Genomic DNA, 18,161 nt, shown 5'->3' on the forward strand with positions numbered 1-18,161 from the left:
CGTGGATCTGTATGAGTACCAGGCACGAGACCTCTTTGAGCGATATGGGGTGCCGGTACTTGCCGGTATTGTCGCCGACACCGCTGAGGAGGCTCGTGCAGCTGCTGAAAAGCTTGGCGGCGTTGTTGTCGTCAAAGCCCAGGTGAAGATCGGTGGCCGCGGCAAGGCCGGTGGCGTGAAGGTCGCACGCACCCCCGACGAAGCATACGAGGCGGCGCAGGCCATCCTCGGCCTCGACATTAAGGGTCATCGAGTAGACCGTGTCATGGTTGCCGCTGGTGCAGACATCGTCGAGGAGTACTACTTCTCGGTGCTGCTCGACCGTGCAAACCGGTCTTACCTCGCGCTGTGCAGCGTTGAAGGCGGCATGGACATTGAGCAGCTCGCCGAGACGAAGCCTGAGGCGCTCGCTCGTATCGAGGTGTGTCCGATCGATGGTATCAACGAGGCAAAGGCGCTCGAGATCGCCCGCGCAGCGAACTTCCCTGAAGAGCTCGTACCTCAGGTCGCGCAGGTATTTGAGAAGCTTTACGCCGTGTACTCCGGTGAAGACGCTACGCTCGTCGAAGTCAACCCGCTCGTCCGTACGAGCGCTGGTGACATCATCGCGCTCGATGGCAAGGTATCCATTGACGAGAACGCAGAGTTCCGACAGCCAGATCACGCTGGGTATGTCGACAAGGCCGCTGAAAACCCGCTTGAGTGCAAGGCAAAAGAGCTTGACCTGAACTACGTGAAGCTCGACGGTGAAGTTGGCATCATCGGTAACGGCGCTGGCCTGGTCATGTCAACGCTCGACGTCGTCGCATATGCAGGCGAGAACTACGGCAACGTGAAGCCGGCAAACTTCCTCGACATCGGCGGTGGGGCTTCAGCTGAGGTCATGGCGAATGGCCTCGACGTCATCCTCGGAGATCCGCAGGTTCGGTCGGTGTTTGTCAACGTGTTCGGCGGCATTACCGCGTGCGATGCCGTGGCGAATGGCATCGTTGGCGCCCTGGAGAAGCTTGGCGATTCAGCGAACAAGCCGCTCGTGGTCCGTCTTGACGGAAACAACGTTGAAGAGGGCCGGCGCATTCTCAACGAAGCACATCACCCGCTGGTCATTCAGGCAGCGACGATGGACGAGGGCGCAGCAAAGGCTGCAGAGCTCGCCAACGTTGCCGAACTCACCAACGCTCGCTGATCCGCCGACGAACGTACCGAAAGAGGCAACACTATGTCGATTTTTCTGAACAAAGATTCAAAGGTCATCGTCCAGGGCATCACCGGCGGCGAAGGCACAAAGCATGCGGCTCGCATGCTCAAAGCGGGCACCAACATTGTCGGCGGCGTGAATGCGCGCAAGGCTGGCACCACGGTAAAGCACACCTACGCAGAGGGCTGCGAGATTGAGCTCCAGGTCTACGGCACCGTCGCCGAAGCGATGGCCGAGACTGGCGCCGACGTCTCGGTCGCGTTCGTGCCACCCGCGTTTATGCGCGAGGCAGCGTTTGAGGCGATCGATGCTGGTATCGGCATGCTCGTGATCATCACTGAGGGCGTGCCAATTAAAGACACGGCTGAGCTTTGGGCGCATGCGAAAGCAACGGGAAGTAAGACGAAGATCATTGGCCCGAACTGCCCTGGTGTGATTACCCCAGGTGAATCGCTCGCGGGCATCATCCCTGCAACGATCACAGGCAAGGGGCCGATTGGCCTCGTCTCGAAGTCGGGCACGCTCACCTATCAGATGATGTACGAGCTGCGTGATCTTGGGTTCTCGACCGCGATTGGCATCGGCGGCGACCCCATCATTGGTACGACTCACATTGATGCGCTCGCAGCGTTTGAGGCAGATCCTGAGACGGAAGCGATCGTGATGATCGGTGAGATTGGCGGTGATGCGGAAGAACGTGCCGCAGAATTCATCAAGGCCAATGTGACGAAGCCGGTTGTTGGGTACGTTGCCGGTTTCACCGCTCCCGAGGGCAAAACTATGGGGCACGCGGGCGCGATTGTGTCGGGCTCACGAGGCACCGCACAGGCCAAGAAAGAAGCGCTTGAAGCGGCTGGTGTGAAGGTTGGTAAGACGCCAACCGAAACCGCACACCTCCTTCGCGAGGTATACGCAGCGGTCGCCCGCTGAAAACTTTTGATGCGGTGTGAGCCCGGGTTCTCTCCTGAGAACCCGGGCTCACACTGTTTTCCGCGGCGCGTATCAACTGTGATGTCAGAGGCCGCGGATAGACTCAACGCACAATGATGAGAAGCATCCTGACGGCCGTGGTTTCGGCGATCGAGGCGTGTGCCGTAGGGCTTGCCGCGTTCGTCGTGATTGTTTTGGGCGCGCTCCTGGTCTGGTGGCAGGCGTTTGACCTTGCCGCAGATCCTGGTGTCGTCTTCGAGGGAGCCGCATCACTGTGGTCTCTTGCGTTCTTCGTGCCGCTTGGCTTCGAAGTGCCTATTGAAACAATGGCGGCTCTTGGGCTCCCGCACGAGGCGATCACCGTGATCTTCTCTCTTGCGCCACTCGGCGTCACATTTGGTGTCGTGGCGTTAGCAATTCGTGCCGGGTGGCGCTGGGCCGGCCGTGGCCTGGAAGCCGGCCTTGGCGGCGTCGTGGGTAGCGGCCTTGGTATCGGGGTGTTTGCGACGGTCATGGCACAGTTCTCGGTGAGCTCGATGTGGCCGATGGCCGGGCGCATCCTCATGCCAGTCATGGTGTACCTCGTCAGTGTCGCGGTAGGTTCGCTTGCCTATGTGCTGACGAAACGTCCCGCGACGTGGCAGGCAATACTCCGTCGAACCGAGAAACAGCTTGCAGAGTTCAACGTGCCCAACGCGGCATCGTTCGGTGCACGGTTTAACGAGACGATCTTTATCTCTGCGCTGCTGTTCGTCGGCTTCGCTGGCCTCGCGGCCTGTGGGGTTGGCATCTCACTCTTTGGTCAGTTTGCCGAGGCGATCGCCATCACCCAGGGGCTGCAGCTCGATGGGTGGGGAGTTGTCAGTATTTGGATCGCAGAGCTCTTGTACCTGCCGGTCGCTTGGATCTGGGGAGGCGCATGGCTGACAGGTGCGAGTGTCGACCTCGGCGGTGGAGGCTTCTCTGCCTTTGGCAGCCCTGATGCGCTACTTCCTGCGTTCCCGCTGTTTGCTGCGTTGCCTGAGGGCTGGGGTGCGCTCGGGCTGCTTGTGCCGCTCGGCGTAGTACTCCTCGGTGTCATCGCCGGGCACGCGGTTACCCGCCGTTTCGAAGGTCGCTCACCGCTCTCGCTGCTTGGCCCCGTGCTCAGCGCGTCTGCGCTGGTCGGTCTGGCGTGGGTGCTGCTCTCGGTGATGTCTGCGGGCTCACTTGGCCCAGGCACCCTCGCTGAAGCAGGTCCGAACGGCTGGGCTGTGGGCGGGTTGCTTGCTGGCGAACTCGCGTTTGGCGGTGTCATCGGCCTGTACACGGCCCAGGCTGGCATTCTCAGCGGCCGCACCGACTCACAACATGAACACGCCCCTCTGGGGGCCGTTTCCCCTCATCCAGACGGTGAAGACGCGACGGTGCAGGCAGCTCGTGCAGAACGTAGCCGCACCCCCTGGTGGACGCTCGGTGATCGTGCGGGCCAGCCGGAGACCGGGCCGATTACGACTGAACCCGGTGACCGACCAGCTGGCAATCTCACGGGTGGCACCGACGACAAAGACACCGATGACGAAGGCGTGACTGCGGCGGTGACCGATGTGGTTGTCGACGCGTCACGAACGACGACGGGCCAGGCAAGCTCGGCAGACATGGGCGTAACCGCGGCGAAGGATGCCGAGGCCACCGACCCCGAAATGCGGGACACGGGTGATTTACCAGCACCGATCTCGCTGAGTGCATTCGCAGAGCGGCAAGCCACAGAAGCAGCGGAAGCCGCAGAAGCTGCTGAAGCAGCCGCTGAGGAAGCTGCTCTGGCCGATGCCGCGTTTGCCGGCATGGACTACCACGACAGTGGTGCAACGGCTCCCGGTGATGATCACTACGAAACCGAGACCCTCGGGACGGCAGACTTCGGCACCTCGTTCTTCGGTGGAGGAGACGACACCGTTGATGCGACAGAAGGCCTCGATACGTCGGACGAACAGCGAGAGACGCCACTGTACGACCGCGAGGCTGAGGCCCGTGCCGAGGCCGCGGCTGCAGCCGAGCGAGAACTTGAGCGTCAGCGCGCAGCTGCCGGGCCAGCACAGAAAGCCGCAGAAGAAGAAGCTGCGATCGCCGCATACTCGTGGGACAGCGAGCCTGATTCGCCGCAGCCTGACGAAGGGTCGCATCGGGGTTGGCGAAAGGGTCCAAAGAAGCGCTAGGGTAAGAGGCGTTATCCACGGGAATCCTGACGCGCAGGGTTGAGAGGAAGCTCGCGAGCTTCGACCGTTCAACCTGATCTGGTTCATACCAGCGGAGGAAGGAAGCCATAACTATGCGCGCCTACAACCCCATCGTTCGTCGCTCGCTCACCGCATCTGTTGCGGCTCTTGCACTGATCTCACTCAGTGCGTGCTCGAGCGCTCCCGAAGCCAAAAGCAACGATGTCACGATTATCGTGCACGACAGCTTTGTCGATGGTCCCGAGTTCGAAGCAGCCGCAAGCGCGGCAACCGGCTACGACGTGAAGGTCGTCACCGCGGGTGACGGTGGCGAGCTCACGAACAAGCTCGTACTCACGAAGAACGCTCCCATCGCAGATGCTTTCTTCGGCGTCGACAACACCTTCGCATCTCGCCTCGTCGAAAACGAGGTCGTTGACGCCTACGAGCCGCAGGACATGCCCGCATCGGCAATTCAGCACGCCCTCGCGACAGACGGCGCTCCAGCCGGCAACGCAGACCGCCAGTTCGCGATGGTCGGTATCGATCGCGGCGCGACCTGCATGAACATTGACCCCGCCTGGTTCGCCGAGAAGCAGCTCGCTGAGCCTGTCACCTTCGAAGACCTCGCGAAGCCCGAGTACCAGGGCCTCACCGTGCTCATCGATCCGCTCTCGTCGTCGACCGGTGCATCGTTCCTTGCTAGCACAGTCGCAGCGTTTGGCGAGGACGGCTACAACGCTTATTGGCAGAGCCTCGTTGACAATGACGCCCGCGTCGCGCAGGGCTGGGACGAGGCGTATTACGGTCAATTCACCCAGGGGGGCGAGGGCACGTACCCGATCGTGCTTTCGTACAGCTCGTCGCCCGCTTGGACCGTGACCGAAGATGGCAAGGCCACCACGACCAAGGCCCTCCTCGAGACCTGCTCCACGCAGGTCGAGTACGCGGGCGTGCTGAACGGCGCAGCGAACAAGGAAGGCGCAGAGGCCGTCGTTGACTACCTGCTGTCGTTCGAGTTCCAGCAGCAGATCCCCGATGCAATGTACATGTACCCGGTTGATGAGGCCGTCGAAATGCCTGAGGCATGGGCGTCCTTCGCGCCGATGCCCACGGCTGAGCAGTCACATGACCTGCTCCCCGCTGAGATTGAGGCTGGCCGCGAGACCTGGCTGAAGCAGATCAGCGCAACGCTCGGCCTGTGACAAGGAACCCCTGGCGAGCAGCGGGGTGGGCGATCGCGGTTGCAATTCCGCTCGCCTTCCTCGCACTCTTCTTCCTCTGGCCGGTCGTCGCACTCATCGCGACGGGCCTCGTCGAAGATGGTCGGGTATCGCTTGCGGCGTTCGGTGACGCGGCGGCGGATCCGCGCACCTGGCGCGTGCTCGGCAACACCCTCGCGCAGGCCAGCAGCGCTACCGCGATCGCGCTGCTGCTCGGCTTGCCGGCAGCGTACGTGCTGTACCGCCTGGAGTTCCGCGGCCGCGGGCTCCTGCGCGGGTTCCTCACGGTGCCGTTCGTTCTTCCGACCGTTGTCGTCGGCATCGCATTTACCTCGCTGTTCGGACCGGGCGGATCGCTGAATTGGCTCGGCCTTGACGGATCGTTTCTCGCGATCGTCCTCGCGCTCGTGTTCTTCAATATCACGGTCGTCGCGCGCACCGTCGGTGGTTTCTGGTCGCAGCTCGACACCCGCAGCGCTGAGGCCGCCCGGATGCTCGGCGCGAGTCCCGCGCGCGCGTTCGCAACGATCACGCTGCCGGCGCTCGCGCCCGCGATCGCATCGGCCGCGGCGCTCGTATTTCTCTTCTGCGCAACGTCGTTCGGCGTCGTCTTGATTCTCGGTGGCCGCGAGTTCGCAAATATCGAGACTGAGATCTACCGACTGACGGTGCAGTTCCTCGATCTGCGCGGAGCGGCCGTGCTGTCAATTACCCAGTTCGTCATCATCGTGCTGGTGCTCTGGGTGTCGGCACGTCTGAAGCGAGCGGGCAGCCGCTCGGGCGAGCAATCGGCGAGCATTCGCCGCGAGCGGGCAGGTGCACGCAGGGCGCGGATCACCGACCTCCCCGTCATCCTCATCTTTACGGCGACCGTGCTCTTCGTGCATCTCGCGCCACTCCTGTCGCTGCTGCTGCGCTCGTTGCGCGCGCCAGACGGGAGCTGGAGCTTCGCGGGGTACGTATCACTCGTGAAGCCGCACGAGACCTCGCCGTTGCGGGGGAGCGTTTTCGACGCGATGGGACTGTCGATTGGCATTGCGCTTATCGCGACCGCGATTGCGGTGCTGCTCGGCTCTCTCGTCGCCCTCGTACTCTCGCGCAAGCCGCGCGCCCCCGGGCTCAAGCGGGCGATCTCGCTGTATGACGGCGCCATGATGCTGCCGCTCGGCATCTCAGCTGTGACGCTCGGTTTTGGCCTGCTACTTACGATGCACCGGCCGCTCGGCATCGGCATCGACCTGCGTACGTCGACCGTGCTCATCCCGATCGCGCAGGCACTTGTTGCGTTGCCGCTCGTGGTGCGCACCATCCTGCCGGTACTGAACAGCATTGATCAGCGCACGCGCGAGGCGGCGATGATGCTTGGTGCGACACCGATGCACGTGCTCCGCACGATTGATGTGCCGCTGCTCGGGCGATCCGCTGGCCTTGCCGTTGGCTTTGCATTCGCTGCATCGCTCGGTGAGTTTGGGGCGACGTCGTTCCTCGTGCGTCCGGACGCCCAGACGCTTCCCGTCGCGATCGCGGCCCTTGCATCGCATCCGGATCCTGCGAGCTACGCATCAGCACTCGCTGCCGCGGTCGTGCTTGGCGTGGTGACTGCAACGATCATGCTCCTCGCGGAGCGCATGAGATTTGATACTGTCGCCGCAGGCGGAACAGGAGGCGAGTGGTGATAACCCAACCGCGCAACAGCAACACCGGCCTCGCGGTCGAAAACGTCACCGTGGGTTACTCCCGCGACATTGATGTCGTGAGCAACGCTTCGTTCACTGTGCCGCAGGGCGAGGTTGTCGCGTTGCTCGGCGCATCTGGCAGCGGCAAGTCGACCCTGCTACGCGCGATCGCCGGGCTCGAACCCGTGCGTGCCGGGCGAATCACCTGGCACGGCACAGACCTCGCCGATGTCGCCCCGCACAAGCGAGGCTTTGGGCTCGTCTTCCAAGATGGCCAGCTCTTCACCCACCGCACGGTCGCGGAGAACGTCGCGTATGGTCTGCGTGTGCAGCGCATGCCAAAAGAGGAGCGCGAGGCGCGCGTCACCGAGCTGCTTGAGCTTGTCGGTTTGCCCGGCACCCACGCCCGTCGGGTGACCGAACTGTCGGGCGGCGAGCGACAGCGGATCGCGCTCGCGCGTTCCCTCGCCCCCAGGCCAGGGCTCCTGCTCCTCGACGAGCCCCTCTCAGCGCTCGACCGCGAACTGCGCGAGCGCCTTGCGACCGACCTCGCTGCGATGCTCCGCGCGACGCACACGACCGCGATTCTTGTCACACATGATGAGGGCGAGGCCGACGTGATCGCCGATCGCGTGCTCCGCGTGCGCGCGGGCGCCGTCACTGAAGCGGCGCCCGAGGCTGGCGCTGCAGCGGTGGGGGAGCAGGCGTGAGCCGCGGGCAGGCCGTGAGCGCTGCGGTAGCCGAGCGGGTGCTGCGATCCGCGCCCCGTGACATGCGCGCGGGGATCGTTTTCATCGATGGCCATTCGGGCGCAGGCAAGACCACACTCGCGCGCGAAGTGCAGGACGCGCTCGCGACTCGCACGGGTGTCGCTCCGCAGATCGTGAGTATGGACGAGCTGTACCCGGGTTGGGATGGCCTCTCAGCCGGTAGCGCGAGCCTCGCCAGGGTCATCACCGACGGCGCTTATCAGCGTTACGACTGGCACGCCGCCGCCTTCGCAGAGACGCGGGCGCTCGCGACCGACCGGCTCGTGATCTTTGAAGGGTGCGGATCCATTTCGCCCGACGCCATCGAAGCCGCAGCCGCTCGGGGCTGGTCGTATGCGCTGTGGCTCGCACTTCCGCAGAAGACCAGGAAAGCGCGCGCGCTCGCCCGGGACGGCGAAATGTTCGCTCCGCACTGGGATGCGTGGGCCGCACAGGAAGCTGAGCTCTTCGCGCGCACGCAGCCGCTCGCAGTTGCCGACGAAGTGATCCATCCCGCGTGACCCGATACGTACGAGCGACCGCACAGTGCACGCATTGGGCGCGGATCGCCCTGGGCCACACAAGGTAGACTGTCCCCGTGCTGAAAATCGCCGTGCTTATCTCTGGAAGTGGCAGTAACCTCAAGTCACTCATCGACGCCACCAATGATCCCGCGTACCCCGTGCAGATCGTGTGCGTCGGTGCAGACACCGATGCCGCTGGCCTGGCCTACGCAGCGGAAGCTGGGATTCCGAACTTCATCGTTCGCCCTGCCGACTTTGCGAGCCGTGCAGACTGGGGCACCGCGTTTGCTGAGGCGATCCGCGCCCACGATGCTGACCTCGTGGTGAGCGCAGGTCTCATGCGCATTCTGCCAGCGAACTTCGTCAACGAGTTCTCGCCAGCGCTTATCAATACGCACCCCGCACTTCTCCCGCTGTACCCGGGGGCGCATGCGGTGCGCGACGCGCTTGCCGCGGGTGCGACCGAGACCGGCGTCACCGTGCACATCATCGACGAAGGCGTCGACACTGGCCCCGTGCTGCGACAGGCAGCCGTGCAGATCGCTCCTGGTGAGATCGAAGCCGACCTCCACGAGCGCATCAAGCAGGTCGAGCGACCACTGCTTGCCGACACCATTCGTGCGATCGCGGAGGGCGAGATTCGCCTTGCCGAGGTCGCAGCAGCCCACTAGACGCCCGTTACCGACCGTAAGGAATCACATGGCAGTTCAGAGCCAGGACCCGAGCCTCTACGAACACCGCGACCGCATTGAGGTGCGCCGCGCGCTCATCTCGGTGAGCGACAAGACCCGCCTCACCGAGCTGGCAGCAGCACTCAACGACGCTGGCGTTGAGATTGTTTCGACCGGTTCGACCGCGTCGACCATCCGCGACACCGGCATCCCCGTGACCGACGTCAAGGACGTCACCGGCTTCGCCGAGGCACTCGACGGCCGCGTGAAGACCCTGCACCCCGCTGTGCACTCGGGCCTGCTCGCTGACCTCCGTCTCGCGGATCACCGCAACCAGATGGAAGAGCTCGGCTTCAAGCCTTTCGAGCTCGTCATCGTGAACCTCTACCCGTTCGAGCAGACCGTTGCAGCAGGCAAGCCCGCAGCTGACGTCATCGAGAACGTGGACATCGGAGGCCCCGCAATGGTTCGCGCAACCGCGAAGAACCACGCGAACGCGGCAATCGTTGTCTCGCCGACCCGCTACGACGAGGTCATCGCAGCAGTCAAGGAGGGTGGCACCACCCTCGAGCTGCGTCGCTCGCTCGCAACCGAGGCGTTCATTCACACCGCAAACTACGACGGTGCGGTTGCAAACTGGTTCCTTGAGCAGGAAGAAGCAGGCTGGAATGCCGATGCTGCTGCCGCAGCCGCTGCTGACTTCATCGACGACGAGGGCGAAGAGTCGCTCGACGCAATCTTCGAGTTCGACGAAGAGACCGGCGCAAAGGGCACCGTTGGCTTCGAGGTCTTCGGCCTCCGCGAGTCGGTGCTCCGCTACGGCGAGAACAGCCACCAGCGCGCAGCACTCTTCGCAGAGCACGACGGCGTTGGCATCGCACAGGCGACCCAGCTGCACGGCAAGCCCATGTCGTACAACAACTACGTTGACGCAGACGCAGCGCTCCGCGCAGCATACGACCACGAGCTGCCTGCAGTAGCGATCATCAAGCACGCGAACCCCTGTGGCATTGCGGTCTCGGCTGAGGGCATCGCTGCGGCACACAAGCTTGCACACGAATGCGACTCGGTGTCGGCATTCGGTGGCGTTATTGCTGCGAACCGCACCGTCACCAAGGAAATGGCAGAGACCGTTTCGGGTATCTTCACCGAGGTCGTCATCGCACCGGGCTTCGAGCCCGAGGCGCTTGCGATCCTCACCAAGAAGCCGAGCATCCGCCTGCTGGCACTGCCCGCAGACTTCTCGCAGAACCCCCTCGAGATGCGCCAGGTTTCGGGCGGCTTCCTGCTGCAGGACGCTGACCGTGACTTCAAGCCCGCATCGGACTGGGAGCTCGCAACCGGCGACGCAGTCGACGCTGCAATGCTCGCTGAACTCGAGTTCGCATGGCGCGCATGCCGCGCAGTGAAGTCGAACGGCATCCTCCTTGCACAGGCTGGCGCATCGGTCGGCGTTGGCATGGGCCAGGTCAACCGCGTTGACTCGTGCCGCCTCGCAGTCGAGCGCGCAGGCGAGCGTGCCAAGGGCTCGGTTGCAGCTTCGGATGCGTTCTTCCCGTTCGCAGACGGTCTCCAGGTACTCATCGATGCGGGCGTTCGCGCGGTCGTACAGCCCGGTGGCTCGGTTCGCGACGAAGAGGTCATCGCTGCTGCGAAGGCAGCTGGCATCACCATGTACTTCACGGGTGAGCGTCACTTCTTCCACTAAGCCGTGCGCTGGTGCTGAGCGCTAGCGCTCAGGAATGAGGCGGTCGTCGGGGGTTCCCGGCGGCCGCCTTTGTGCGTGGCTTGTGCGTGGGCGTGCTGCGTGCGTATCACGGCTCGAGTGCATCACCACAGCAGCTACTCAGGGGTTCGGGAGGAACCCCATGCAATTTGGACATACGATGTGAGTATGGAAATTATCAGGAACATCCTTCTCGTCCTGCACATCATTGCGTTCGCTGGCGTTGTTGCTGGCACTGTTGGCCAGCTCCCCAAGGTTAAGGAAGGCACCGCTCGCATCAGCGGCGGCATCCTCCACAGCAGCCTGCTGCTCCTCATCACCGGTCTTGGTCTCGTCGGCATGTTCTATGCACGTGATCTCGAGCCGAACAACGCGAAGATTGGCGTGAAGACCCTCGTGCTTCTCGCAATCATCGTTGTGACGCTCGTCAACAAGAAGAAGGAAAAGGTTTCGGGTGCCGTCATCGGCACCATCCTTGGCCTCGCTGTGGTCAACGTCGCGCTGGCGGTCGCCTGGTAATCACGCATAACCGTGCGCTGCTTGCTGGCGCGAGCAGCGCAATAGCGTACCAATGCATTGAGGGCCTGTCCTGGAGAAATCCGGGACAGGCCCTCAAGCGTGTGTGGGATGTGGCGCTGCGATCCGCCGCCATGCTCTTCCCGTATATATGCGATCTGCGCTACATCTGCGAAAAATAGGCGCAAACATCATATTGACGGCCGATCACATATGAACGGCAAGTCCGGGGTAAAGCCAACCTAAGCACTTACTGGCGCTCGAGCGAGCCAACTTCATTCAGCTGATCGTCAACGAAGACCAGCTTGCCGTCTTTCACGATGGCCGTGAGGTCGGGAGTATTCGACAGCCAGGTGTCGACACCTTCGCAGTACATGCGAGTCGACATCATGTCCTCAAGGGTGATCGTGCCGTCGTCGTGGAGTGTGTATTCGCCCGAGACTCGATTACAGCCGTCGGTACCTTGATAGGTGCCCGTTCCGCCTGAAGCCTTTGCGATCTCGAGTCCCGGTGTGCCCTCGCCCTCGGGGGTACCCCAGGTGCCAGACACATCAGACGCGCTCGCCGAGCACGCGGTGAGCGTGAGGAGCGCAGCAGCGCTTGCCGCGAGTGCGAGGGTGGTGAGCTTACGGTTCGTCATGTCTCAGAGCCTAGCTCGCCCACCCCCGCCCGCGCAGTAATTCAATGTGAATTAGTTGCTGATCATCAGTAAGCGCAAAAGAAAGCGCGAGCGCGAGTTATGCGTTCGTCGACTTCGGCTGCTGCTGAGTGATGCAGTGGATGCCGCCGCCGCGTTCGAAGAGCGGGCGGGCATCGATACCGATGACCTCACGGCCGGGGTAGACCTCACGCAGCACGCCGAGCGCCTGGTCGTCAGCTGGGTCGCCGAACGAACACGCGAGCACAGCTCCATTGATCACGACGTGGTTGATGTAGCTGTAGTCGACCCAGCCCTCTGCGTCCTTGAGCGTGGAGGGCGCGGGGAGATCGATGATTTCGAAGCTAGCCGAAGTGTCGTCGCGGTACTTCTCAGCGGCGAGGCGGTTTGCCTGCGCGATGATGTGGTCGGGGTGGTTCGCCGAGTCTTGACGGTGCATGAGCAGTGCGTCGGGAGTCGTGAACGCTGCGAGGATGTCAGAGTGACCGCGCGTGCCAAACGTATCGTGGTCGCGGGTGAGGCCGCGGGGGAGCCACAGCGCCGACGTCGTGCCGATAGTGCGGTTGAGCTCTGCCTCAACCTGGGCCTTTGTGTAGCCGGGGTTGCGGTGCGGGTCGAGCTGGACGGTTTCGGTAAGCACGACGCGACCGGTGCCATCGACCTGGATGCCGCCGCCCTCGTTCACCATCTCAGAGTTGATGAGTTCTGCGCCTGCTGCCTCGGCGACGATGCGGCCGATGTGCTGATCCTTGTCCCACTCGGCCCAGTCCTGGGCGCCCCAGCCGTTGAACACAAAGTTCACTGCGCCGAGCTTGCCATTCTCATCGAGCACAAAGCTGGGGCCGATGTCGCGCATCCATGCGTCGTTCAACGGAGCTGCGAGCAGCGTGATCTGTGAGGACAAATGCTTCTTGGCGATTGCCCCATCTGCAGGGTCGACAACGACCGTGACATTCTGGAACTCGCTTGCCGCGTTGGCGACCGACGCCCACGTCGCGCGTGCTTCATCAGCTTCGACTTCGGTCTCACCGAGCGTGTATCCACTCGAGGGCCATGCCAACCAAAGGCGTTCCTGTTCGTTCCCCTCAATGGGCATCTTCCAGGTAGTCATGTGGTGTTCTCCTTGGAGTCTCGCGGCGCCACCTCAAAGTAGGCAAGCAGGCCGCTGAAAGACAGTGTAGTCATTCCAAAACGAATGCGATTCGAATACGATCGACGTGCGTTGCAAATGAAAGGCTAGGTTTCTTTAAACATCTACGTCATAATCTTTTATGCACCATGCGTGCGAGGTTTCAGCGACGAAGCCTTATCCGCCAAAGATGATGGAGAAAAGCGTGACGAAGAATGTTGCCGTTGAAGAAGTTTTTGCCCGCATCCCCGCTGCCGGCGATCTCGCAGCGCCGCTGGGGGTGTCAACGACCGGCCCGACGCAGACGTGGCTTGAAGAGTTCACTTCGGATGCGGAGAAAGGGGTTCACACCGGTTTTTGGCGCTGTGATCCGGGAGTTTCAGAGTGGAACTTCGTCGACATGGGTGAGGTGATTCACGTGCTTTCAGGTGCCATGGTGGTCACTGAAGCGGGCGGTGAGCCTGTCACTCTCGGTCCCGGTGATGTTGCGTCGTTCCCAGTCGGCTGGCGTGGAACGTGGGAGATCACTGCGCCGCTCGAGAAGTTCTATGTGATGCTCTAGTGAGCTCGTAGTGGGAAAGTCGGGATGCAACGCGAGTTGGATCTCGGCTTTTCTGCGTCAACGGGCATAAATATTCATGCACAACTGCATGATTGACTGCGACCGTGACCAGATCGTATCCCGATTATTCAATTCATCACTAGCCAAACAAAACATCTAGATGTAGGTTGTACCTGTGATTCCAATGGCGGAATCGCGCTTAACTGACGAAGCCGTACAAGGGAGTACCAAAGACTATGTCAGAGAAAAACGCTGTGGTGACGGAGCACCACGACGAGGACGCCGCGCATCTCGCGTCTCTCGGTTATTCGTACGACGCGAAGTTTAAACGAGACATGACCTTCTGGGGCAACGTCTCGCTCGGCTTCACGTACCTGTCGCCGATTGCTGGCGTCTACTCGATGTTTGCCATCTCGCTTGGCACGGCCGGCCCGCCAATGGCTTGGGCTGTCGTTATCGCCCTTATTGGCCAGTTCTTCGTGGCGCTCGTGTTTGGCGAGGTTGTCTCAAACTACCCGGTCTCTGGTGGCGTCTACCCCTGGTCACGCAGGCTTTGGGGTCGCAAATGGGCATGGATGAATGGTTGGATCTACGTTGTCGCACTCGTCGGCACGATCGCCGCTGTTTCTTACGGTGCTGCGCCATTCGTGAGCGCTGTGTTCGGTGCCGAAGCGACGACACCGGCAATGGTGCTTATTGCTCTTGGCACACTCGTTATCGCGACACTGCTGAACTTCTCGGGCACCAAGGTACTGAGCTGGGCAGCGCTCGTCGGCCTCATCGCCGAAATGATCGGCGCCCTGGTGATCGGTGGCTACCTCCTCATCTTTGGTCGCCAGTGGGACTTCTCGATCTTCTTTGACAACTTCGGCATTGGTCTTGACGCACCTGGTGGATACCTCGGTGCCTTCGCTGCGGCTGCGCTTATTGGTATGTACGCCTACTACGGCTTCGAGGCCAACGGCGACGTTGCTGAGGAAATCAAGAACCCGAGCTACGTAGTTCCCCGTGCGATGCGAGTCACGCTTTACATTGGTGGCTTTGCGACCATCCTTCTGACGTTCTCACTCACCATGGCGGTACCGAACTTCCTCGCGGTAGCCGATGGCACTGTTGCGGACCCGATCGCCGTACTGTTGCAGGAAGCATTCGGTCCGGTGTATCCCGTCGCCATGATGGTGATCGTTATCGCCTTCATCTCGTGTCTCACGAGTCTGCAGGCTGCGGCAACCCGTCTGATTTACTCGATGAGCCGTGACCACTTCCTGCCGGCATCGAACTTCCTCTCGAAGTTCAACGAGAAGCGCGCGGTGCCTACCCGCTCGCTGCTCATGGCCGCACTGTTCCCTGCGATCATCCTCGTACTCTCGCTCTTCCTTGAGGATGCGCTGACCGCGATGGTGAGCTTCGGTACGGTCGGTATTTACATCGGCTTCCAAATGGTGGTGTTTGCGGCTCTGAGAGCTCGAATTCTTGGTTGGAAGCCAGCGGGCAAGTTCCGTCTTGGTGCCTGGGCGCACATCGTCAACATCATCGCGTTGATTTGGGGCGTCGCTGCAGTTGCCAACATCCTCTGGCCGCGGCCGACAGGCGGCGGTTGGGCAGAGGACTATCTCCTCATCATCACTACCGTTTGCGTGATCGGTTTTGGTTGGATCTACATGCTCGTCTCGAAGGCACACACCAAGGGTGATGCGCCAGCTGGCGACGCAAGTGGGCCGATCAAGGTCGTCGTCTAACGTTTTCTCCTCATGGCATGGGTGCGCCCAGCAGTCTTGCGCTGCTGGGCGCACCCATGCCCGCTCCACTCGAAAGGCACCATGCACCAGCTCGCAATCGACCCAGCTCAGTTCGATCACCCGGAACACGAACGACTGAATGGCCCGGTCGTGGCCATGATCGTGTCGCTCGGGTTCCCCGGAATGAATGCCGCTGCCGCACAGATTCAGACCGCCACAACCGCTCTTGCATTCGATGCGGTACGAGCCGCAGGTGGTCGTCCGCGACTCGTGACCTATACGACCGGAGCGCAACTGCAGCCAATCGCAGAGGTGTGCGAGCAGGCAGATGCGCTGGTGTTCCTCGGCGGATCCGACGTCGACCCCAGCTGCTACGGCTATGCGGGTGCCCTGCCTGACAACCTCTACGGGGTCGATGGTCGTGGGGACGAATACTGCATAGATTTGTTGCGGGAGGCCGCCACCAGAGACCTCCCAACGCTCGCAATTTGCAAGGGATCGCAGCTCATGAACGTCGCCTTCGGTGGCACGCTGTACCCAGATCTCGCGGAGTGGCACCTGCACAAGGGGGATGGAAATCCGCTGTTCATTGATGAAGAGGTGATCCTAGAGCCGGATTCAGTGTTGGCACAGATCTACGGTCGCGACCGCCTCATCGTCCGCAATGGCCACCACCAGGCCGTTGCTGAGGTGGCACCCGCGCTCGCCGTCATGGCACGCGCGCACGATGGCCTCGTTGAGGCGACGAGGCATCGCGAGGCCACCTGGATGGTTGGGGTGCAGTGGCACCCAGAAGAGCCGGGTGGCAACGTGGCAGATCGTGACCTCATCTTCGCCGAGCTCGTCTCGCAGGCCCGCTAGTCACCGATGAGTCGGTTCGCTGCGAACATGATGTGGGAGTCGAGTACGCGATGACCTGCTGCCCAGTCGTCACCGAGGAGGCTGCCCACGCGGTCGATCCGCTGGCGCACGGTGTTCTCATGCACGTGCATCGTACGCGCGGTCTCTGACACTGAGCGTCCGGAATCAAGGAACACCGTCGCCGTATTCACGAGGGCGGTGCCGTGGGTACGGTCGTATTCGATGACCGGCCCGATGAAGTCTTGAATTGCCAATCGCGTTGGCTCGATCGTGACCTTTGAGAGGAACGCGCCGATTGCCCCAAAGGTGAGCAACGAGACAAGGGTTCGCGGGTGGTTTGATCGGCGTGCTGCCTCGAGCACGCGATTGAGCAGCGCAAACTCGTCTGGCACGACTTCAAACATATGCAGTGCGGGGGAGTGCCCGACGAGCATCGAACCCCAGTGTCGCGCACCGCGAGACTCAAGTTCGGCCTGCACCCGTGCAAAGGCAGCTTCTGGCGCAAGCGCCACGATTTGCTCACCGATTTGTGCGTGTAGCAGCGTCACGCCGAAGTTGAGTTCCAGGCGGTGCTGGAAATCCCGGAGCGACGACTCTGCGCCATCAGCGATGAGGATTCGGTACGGGTGACCCGTTGTGATGCCGAGTTCGCTGAGCTGCGTCACGACGGTCACATCGAGTCCGCCGGGGGGCGGCGACAGTACCTGTTGAATGAGTTCTTTCCTGCGGCGCGCGAGGTCGCCGCGTTCGCGATCCTGCGCGCTCAAGAAGACACCAAGCACGTGGGCGCAACGACGTAGGACGAGTTCGTCGCTGTCGGAGATGGCGCCATCAACCATGACCGCACCGACGAGCTCGCCTCTTCGGGTCGCGGCCATGATGGTTTGTTCGGTGCCGCCCTCACGCATCACGCTCATGGGGTCGCCGGTTTTCGCTGAAAGGGCGAATAGTGGGCGCTCGCTGTCACCAATTTCCGCGGCGGCCTCGCGCATATCGAATCGGACTGTCATGTCAACGAGTTGCGTCTCGCGGCCAATCGCGCGTTCCATGCCTGAGCGGAGCGAGGCAAGACCGCCGCCGCCAGCAATCGCGTCCATCAGTGATTCGTCTGCACTCGTAATTCTGCGCTGTGTTTCCAGTTCGCGTTCGCGGTCTGAAGCCGAGCCGCGGAGCTCGGAAAGTGAGGCGGTGAGCGAATCGACGCGATGCATGTTGTCGATCGCAACGGTGGCAATATTTGCTAGCGTCTCAGCGATAAAGACCTGTTCATCAGTGAACTTTTTTGCGAACCGGTTCGCGACGAGCAGTGCGCCGATGACCTTGCCACGCGACTTCATTGGCGCACCAAGAATGGCCTTGACGCCCTCTGCCTCAACGACACGGTCGACCTCGCTGTCATGCGTGAGGACGGTGTCACTGGCGTAGTCGCTCGTCTGCGCCGGGCTGCCCGACTCTGCAACGCGACCCAGCACGCCAGCGCCAAGTGGCATGCGGAGCGTGCGGTACGCGTCGGTGCGCACGCCCGCGGTTTCCACGATGTGAGTGAAGCCGCTGCCGTCGGTGCCGTTCAAGCTGATGTACGCCATATCGACATCAAGAAGCGAGCGGGTGCGGGCAACGAGCTGTTGCAGTGCGGCTGAATCATCACGAATCGCTGTGATTGCGATAGCAAATTCAGAAATTGAGCTTGTGAGTCGCTGCTGGCGCCGAGCCCATTCGACGAGCGAGTCGTAATCAGCGGGTGGCGTGTCGGCGGTGATCATGTAGAAAACTCTACATTCGATCAAAAAGAATAGATAGTTAC

16 protein-coding genes and 1 riboswitch are annotated in these 18,161 nt (G+C 62.0%); of the genes, 13 read left to right on the forward strand and 3 right to left on the reverse strand.

Annotated features, from left to right (window positions below):
- The first annotated feature begins 1 nt into the window (after nt 1).
- The 10 genes from sucC to ICL81_RS02000 all read left to right on the forward strand — a co-directional run bounded on the left by sucC (nt 2) and on the right by ICL81_RS02000 (nt 11,411).
- Nucleotides 2-1,186 carry an ADP-forming succinate--CoA ligase subunit beta gene (sucC, locus tag ICL81_RS01955; RefSeq protein WP_188033285.1) on the forward strand — a complete coding sequence of 395 codons (1,185 nt, stop codon included), beginning with the start codon at nt 2-4 and terminating at the stop codon, nt 1,184-1,186.
- A gap of 33 nt (nt 1,187-1,219) precedes the next feature.
- Nucleotides 1,220-2,128, forward strand: coding sequence for a succinate--CoA ligase subunit alpha (gene sucD, locus ICL81_RS01960; RefSeq protein WP_188033286.1), 909 nt, complete (start codon nt 1,220-1,222; stop codon nt 2,126-2,128).
- 113 nt (nt 2,129-2,241) lie between these two features.
- The gene (locus ICL81_RS01965; protein ID WP_188033287.1) at nt 2,242-4,323 is read left to right on the forward strand and encodes a DUF6350 family protein; all 2,082 of its coding nucleotides are present in this window, start codon (nt 2,242-2,244) and stop codon (nt 4,321-4,323) included.
- 7 nt (nt 4,324-4,330) lie between these two features.
- Nucleotides 4,331-4,440, forward strand: a riboswitch (TPP riboswitch).
- A complete protein-coding gene (locus ICL81_RS01970) occupies nt 4,437-5,528 on the forward strand; it encodes a thiamine ABC transporter substrate binding subunit (protein ID WP_188033288.1) in 1,092 nt (363 codons plus the stop codon). (Overlaps the previous riboswitch by 4 nt.)
- Nucleotides 5,525-7,222, forward strand: coding sequence for an iron ABC transporter permease (locus ICL81_RS01975; protein ID WP_353055384.1), 1,698 nt, complete (start codon nt 5,525-5,527; stop codon nt 7,220-7,222). Before ICL81_RS01970 ends, ICL81_RS01975 begins: the two co-directional genes overlap by 4 nt.
- Nucleotides 7,216-7,932 carry an ABC transporter ATP-binding protein gene (locus ICL81_RS01980; protein WP_353055385.1) on the forward strand — a complete coding sequence of 239 codons (717 nt, stop codon included), beginning with the start codon at nt 7,216-7,218 and terminating at the stop codon, nt 7,930-7,932. The genes ICL81_RS01975 and ICL81_RS01980 overlap by 7 nt, the downstream gene beginning before the upstream one ends.
- Nucleotides 7,929-8,492: a hypothetical protein gene (locus ICL81_RS01985; RefSeq protein WP_353055386.1), complete on the forward strand. Its 564-nt coding sequence runs from the start codon at nt 7,929-7,931 to the stop codon at nt 8,490-8,492. The genes ICL81_RS01980 and ICL81_RS01985 overlap by 4 nt, the downstream gene beginning before the upstream one ends.
- 77 nt (nt 8,493-8,569) lie before the next feature.
- Nucleotides 8,570-9,166: a phosphoribosylglycinamide formyltransferase gene (gene purN / locus ICL81_RS01990; RefSeq protein ID WP_188033289.1), complete on the forward strand. Its 597-nt coding sequence runs from the start codon at nt 8,570-8,572 to the stop codon at nt 9,164-9,166.
- Between the two features lie 28 nt (nt 9,167-9,194).
- Complete coding sequence (gene purH / locus ICL81_RS01995; protein ID WP_188033290.1) at nt 9,195-10,874, forward strand: bifunctional phosphoribosylaminoimidazolecarboxamide formyltransferase/IMP cyclohydrolase; 1,680 nt, start codon at nt 9,195-9,197, stop codon at nt 10,872-10,874.
- Nucleotides 10,875-11,060: 186 nt separating this feature from the next.
- Entirely contained in the window at nt 11,061-11,411 is a 351-nt protein-coding gene (locus ICL81_RS02000) for a hypothetical protein (RefSeq protein WP_188033291.1), read from the forward strand.
- Nucleotides 11,412-11,658: 247 nt separating this feature from the next.
- On the opposite strand, the gene ICL81_RS02005 is transcribed toward ICL81_RS02000, so the two are convergent.
- Together ICL81_RS02005 and ICL81_RS02010 are read right to left on the reverse strand one after the other, a co-directional pair.
- Entirely contained in the window at nt 11,659-12,048 is a 390-nt protein-coding gene (locus tag ICL81_RS02005; protein WP_188033292.1) for an META domain-containing protein, read from the reverse strand.
- Nucleotides 12,049-12,145: 97 nt separating this feature from the next.
- Complete coding sequence (locus tag ICL81_RS02010; protein ID WP_188033293.1) at nt 12,146-13,177, reverse strand: agmatine/peptidylarginine deiminase; 1,032 nt, start codon at nt 13,175-13,177, stop codon at nt 12,146-12,148.
- 223 nt (nt 13,178-13,400) lie between these two features.
- On the opposite strand from ICL81_RS02010, the gene ICL81_RS02015 reads away from it, so the two are divergent.
- The 3 genes from ICL81_RS02015 to ICL81_RS02025 all read left to right on the forward strand — a co-directional run bounded on the left by ICL81_RS02015 (nt 13,401) and on the right by ICL81_RS02025 (nt 16,357).
- A complete protein-coding gene (locus ICL81_RS02015; RefSeq protein WP_215394726.1) occupies nt 13,401-13,757 on the forward strand; it encodes a cupin domain-containing protein in 357 nt (118 codons plus the stop codon).
- Nucleotides 13,758-13,993: 236 nt separating this feature from the next.
- Entirely contained in the window at nt 13,994-15,496 is a 1,503-nt protein-coding gene (locus ICL81_RS02020; protein WP_188033294.1) for an APC family permease, read from the forward strand.
- An 81-nt stretch (nt 15,497-15,577) separates the two neighbouring features.
- Entirely contained in the window at nt 15,578-16,357 is a 780-nt protein-coding gene (locus ICL81_RS02025) for a gamma-glutamyl-gamma-aminobutyrate hydrolase family protein (RefSeq protein WP_188033295.1), read from the forward strand.
- On the opposite strand, the gene ICL81_RS02030 is transcribed toward ICL81_RS02025, so the two are convergent.
- Nucleotides 16,354-18,120 (reverse strand): GAF domain-containing protein, encoded by a 1,767-nt coding sequence (locus ICL81_RS02030; protein WP_188033296.1) that lies wholly within the window; start codon nt 18,118-18,120, stop codon nt 16,354-16,356. The two genes, ICL81_RS02025 and ICL81_RS02030, sit on opposite strands and share 4 nt — an antisense overlap.
- Between the last annotated feature and the right edge of the window lie 41 nt (nt 18,121-18,161).

Source organism: Leucobacter sp. cx-328, assembly GCF_014530035.1.
GTDB lineage: Bacteria > Actinomycetota > Actinomycetes > Actinomycetales > Microbacteriaceae > Leucobacter.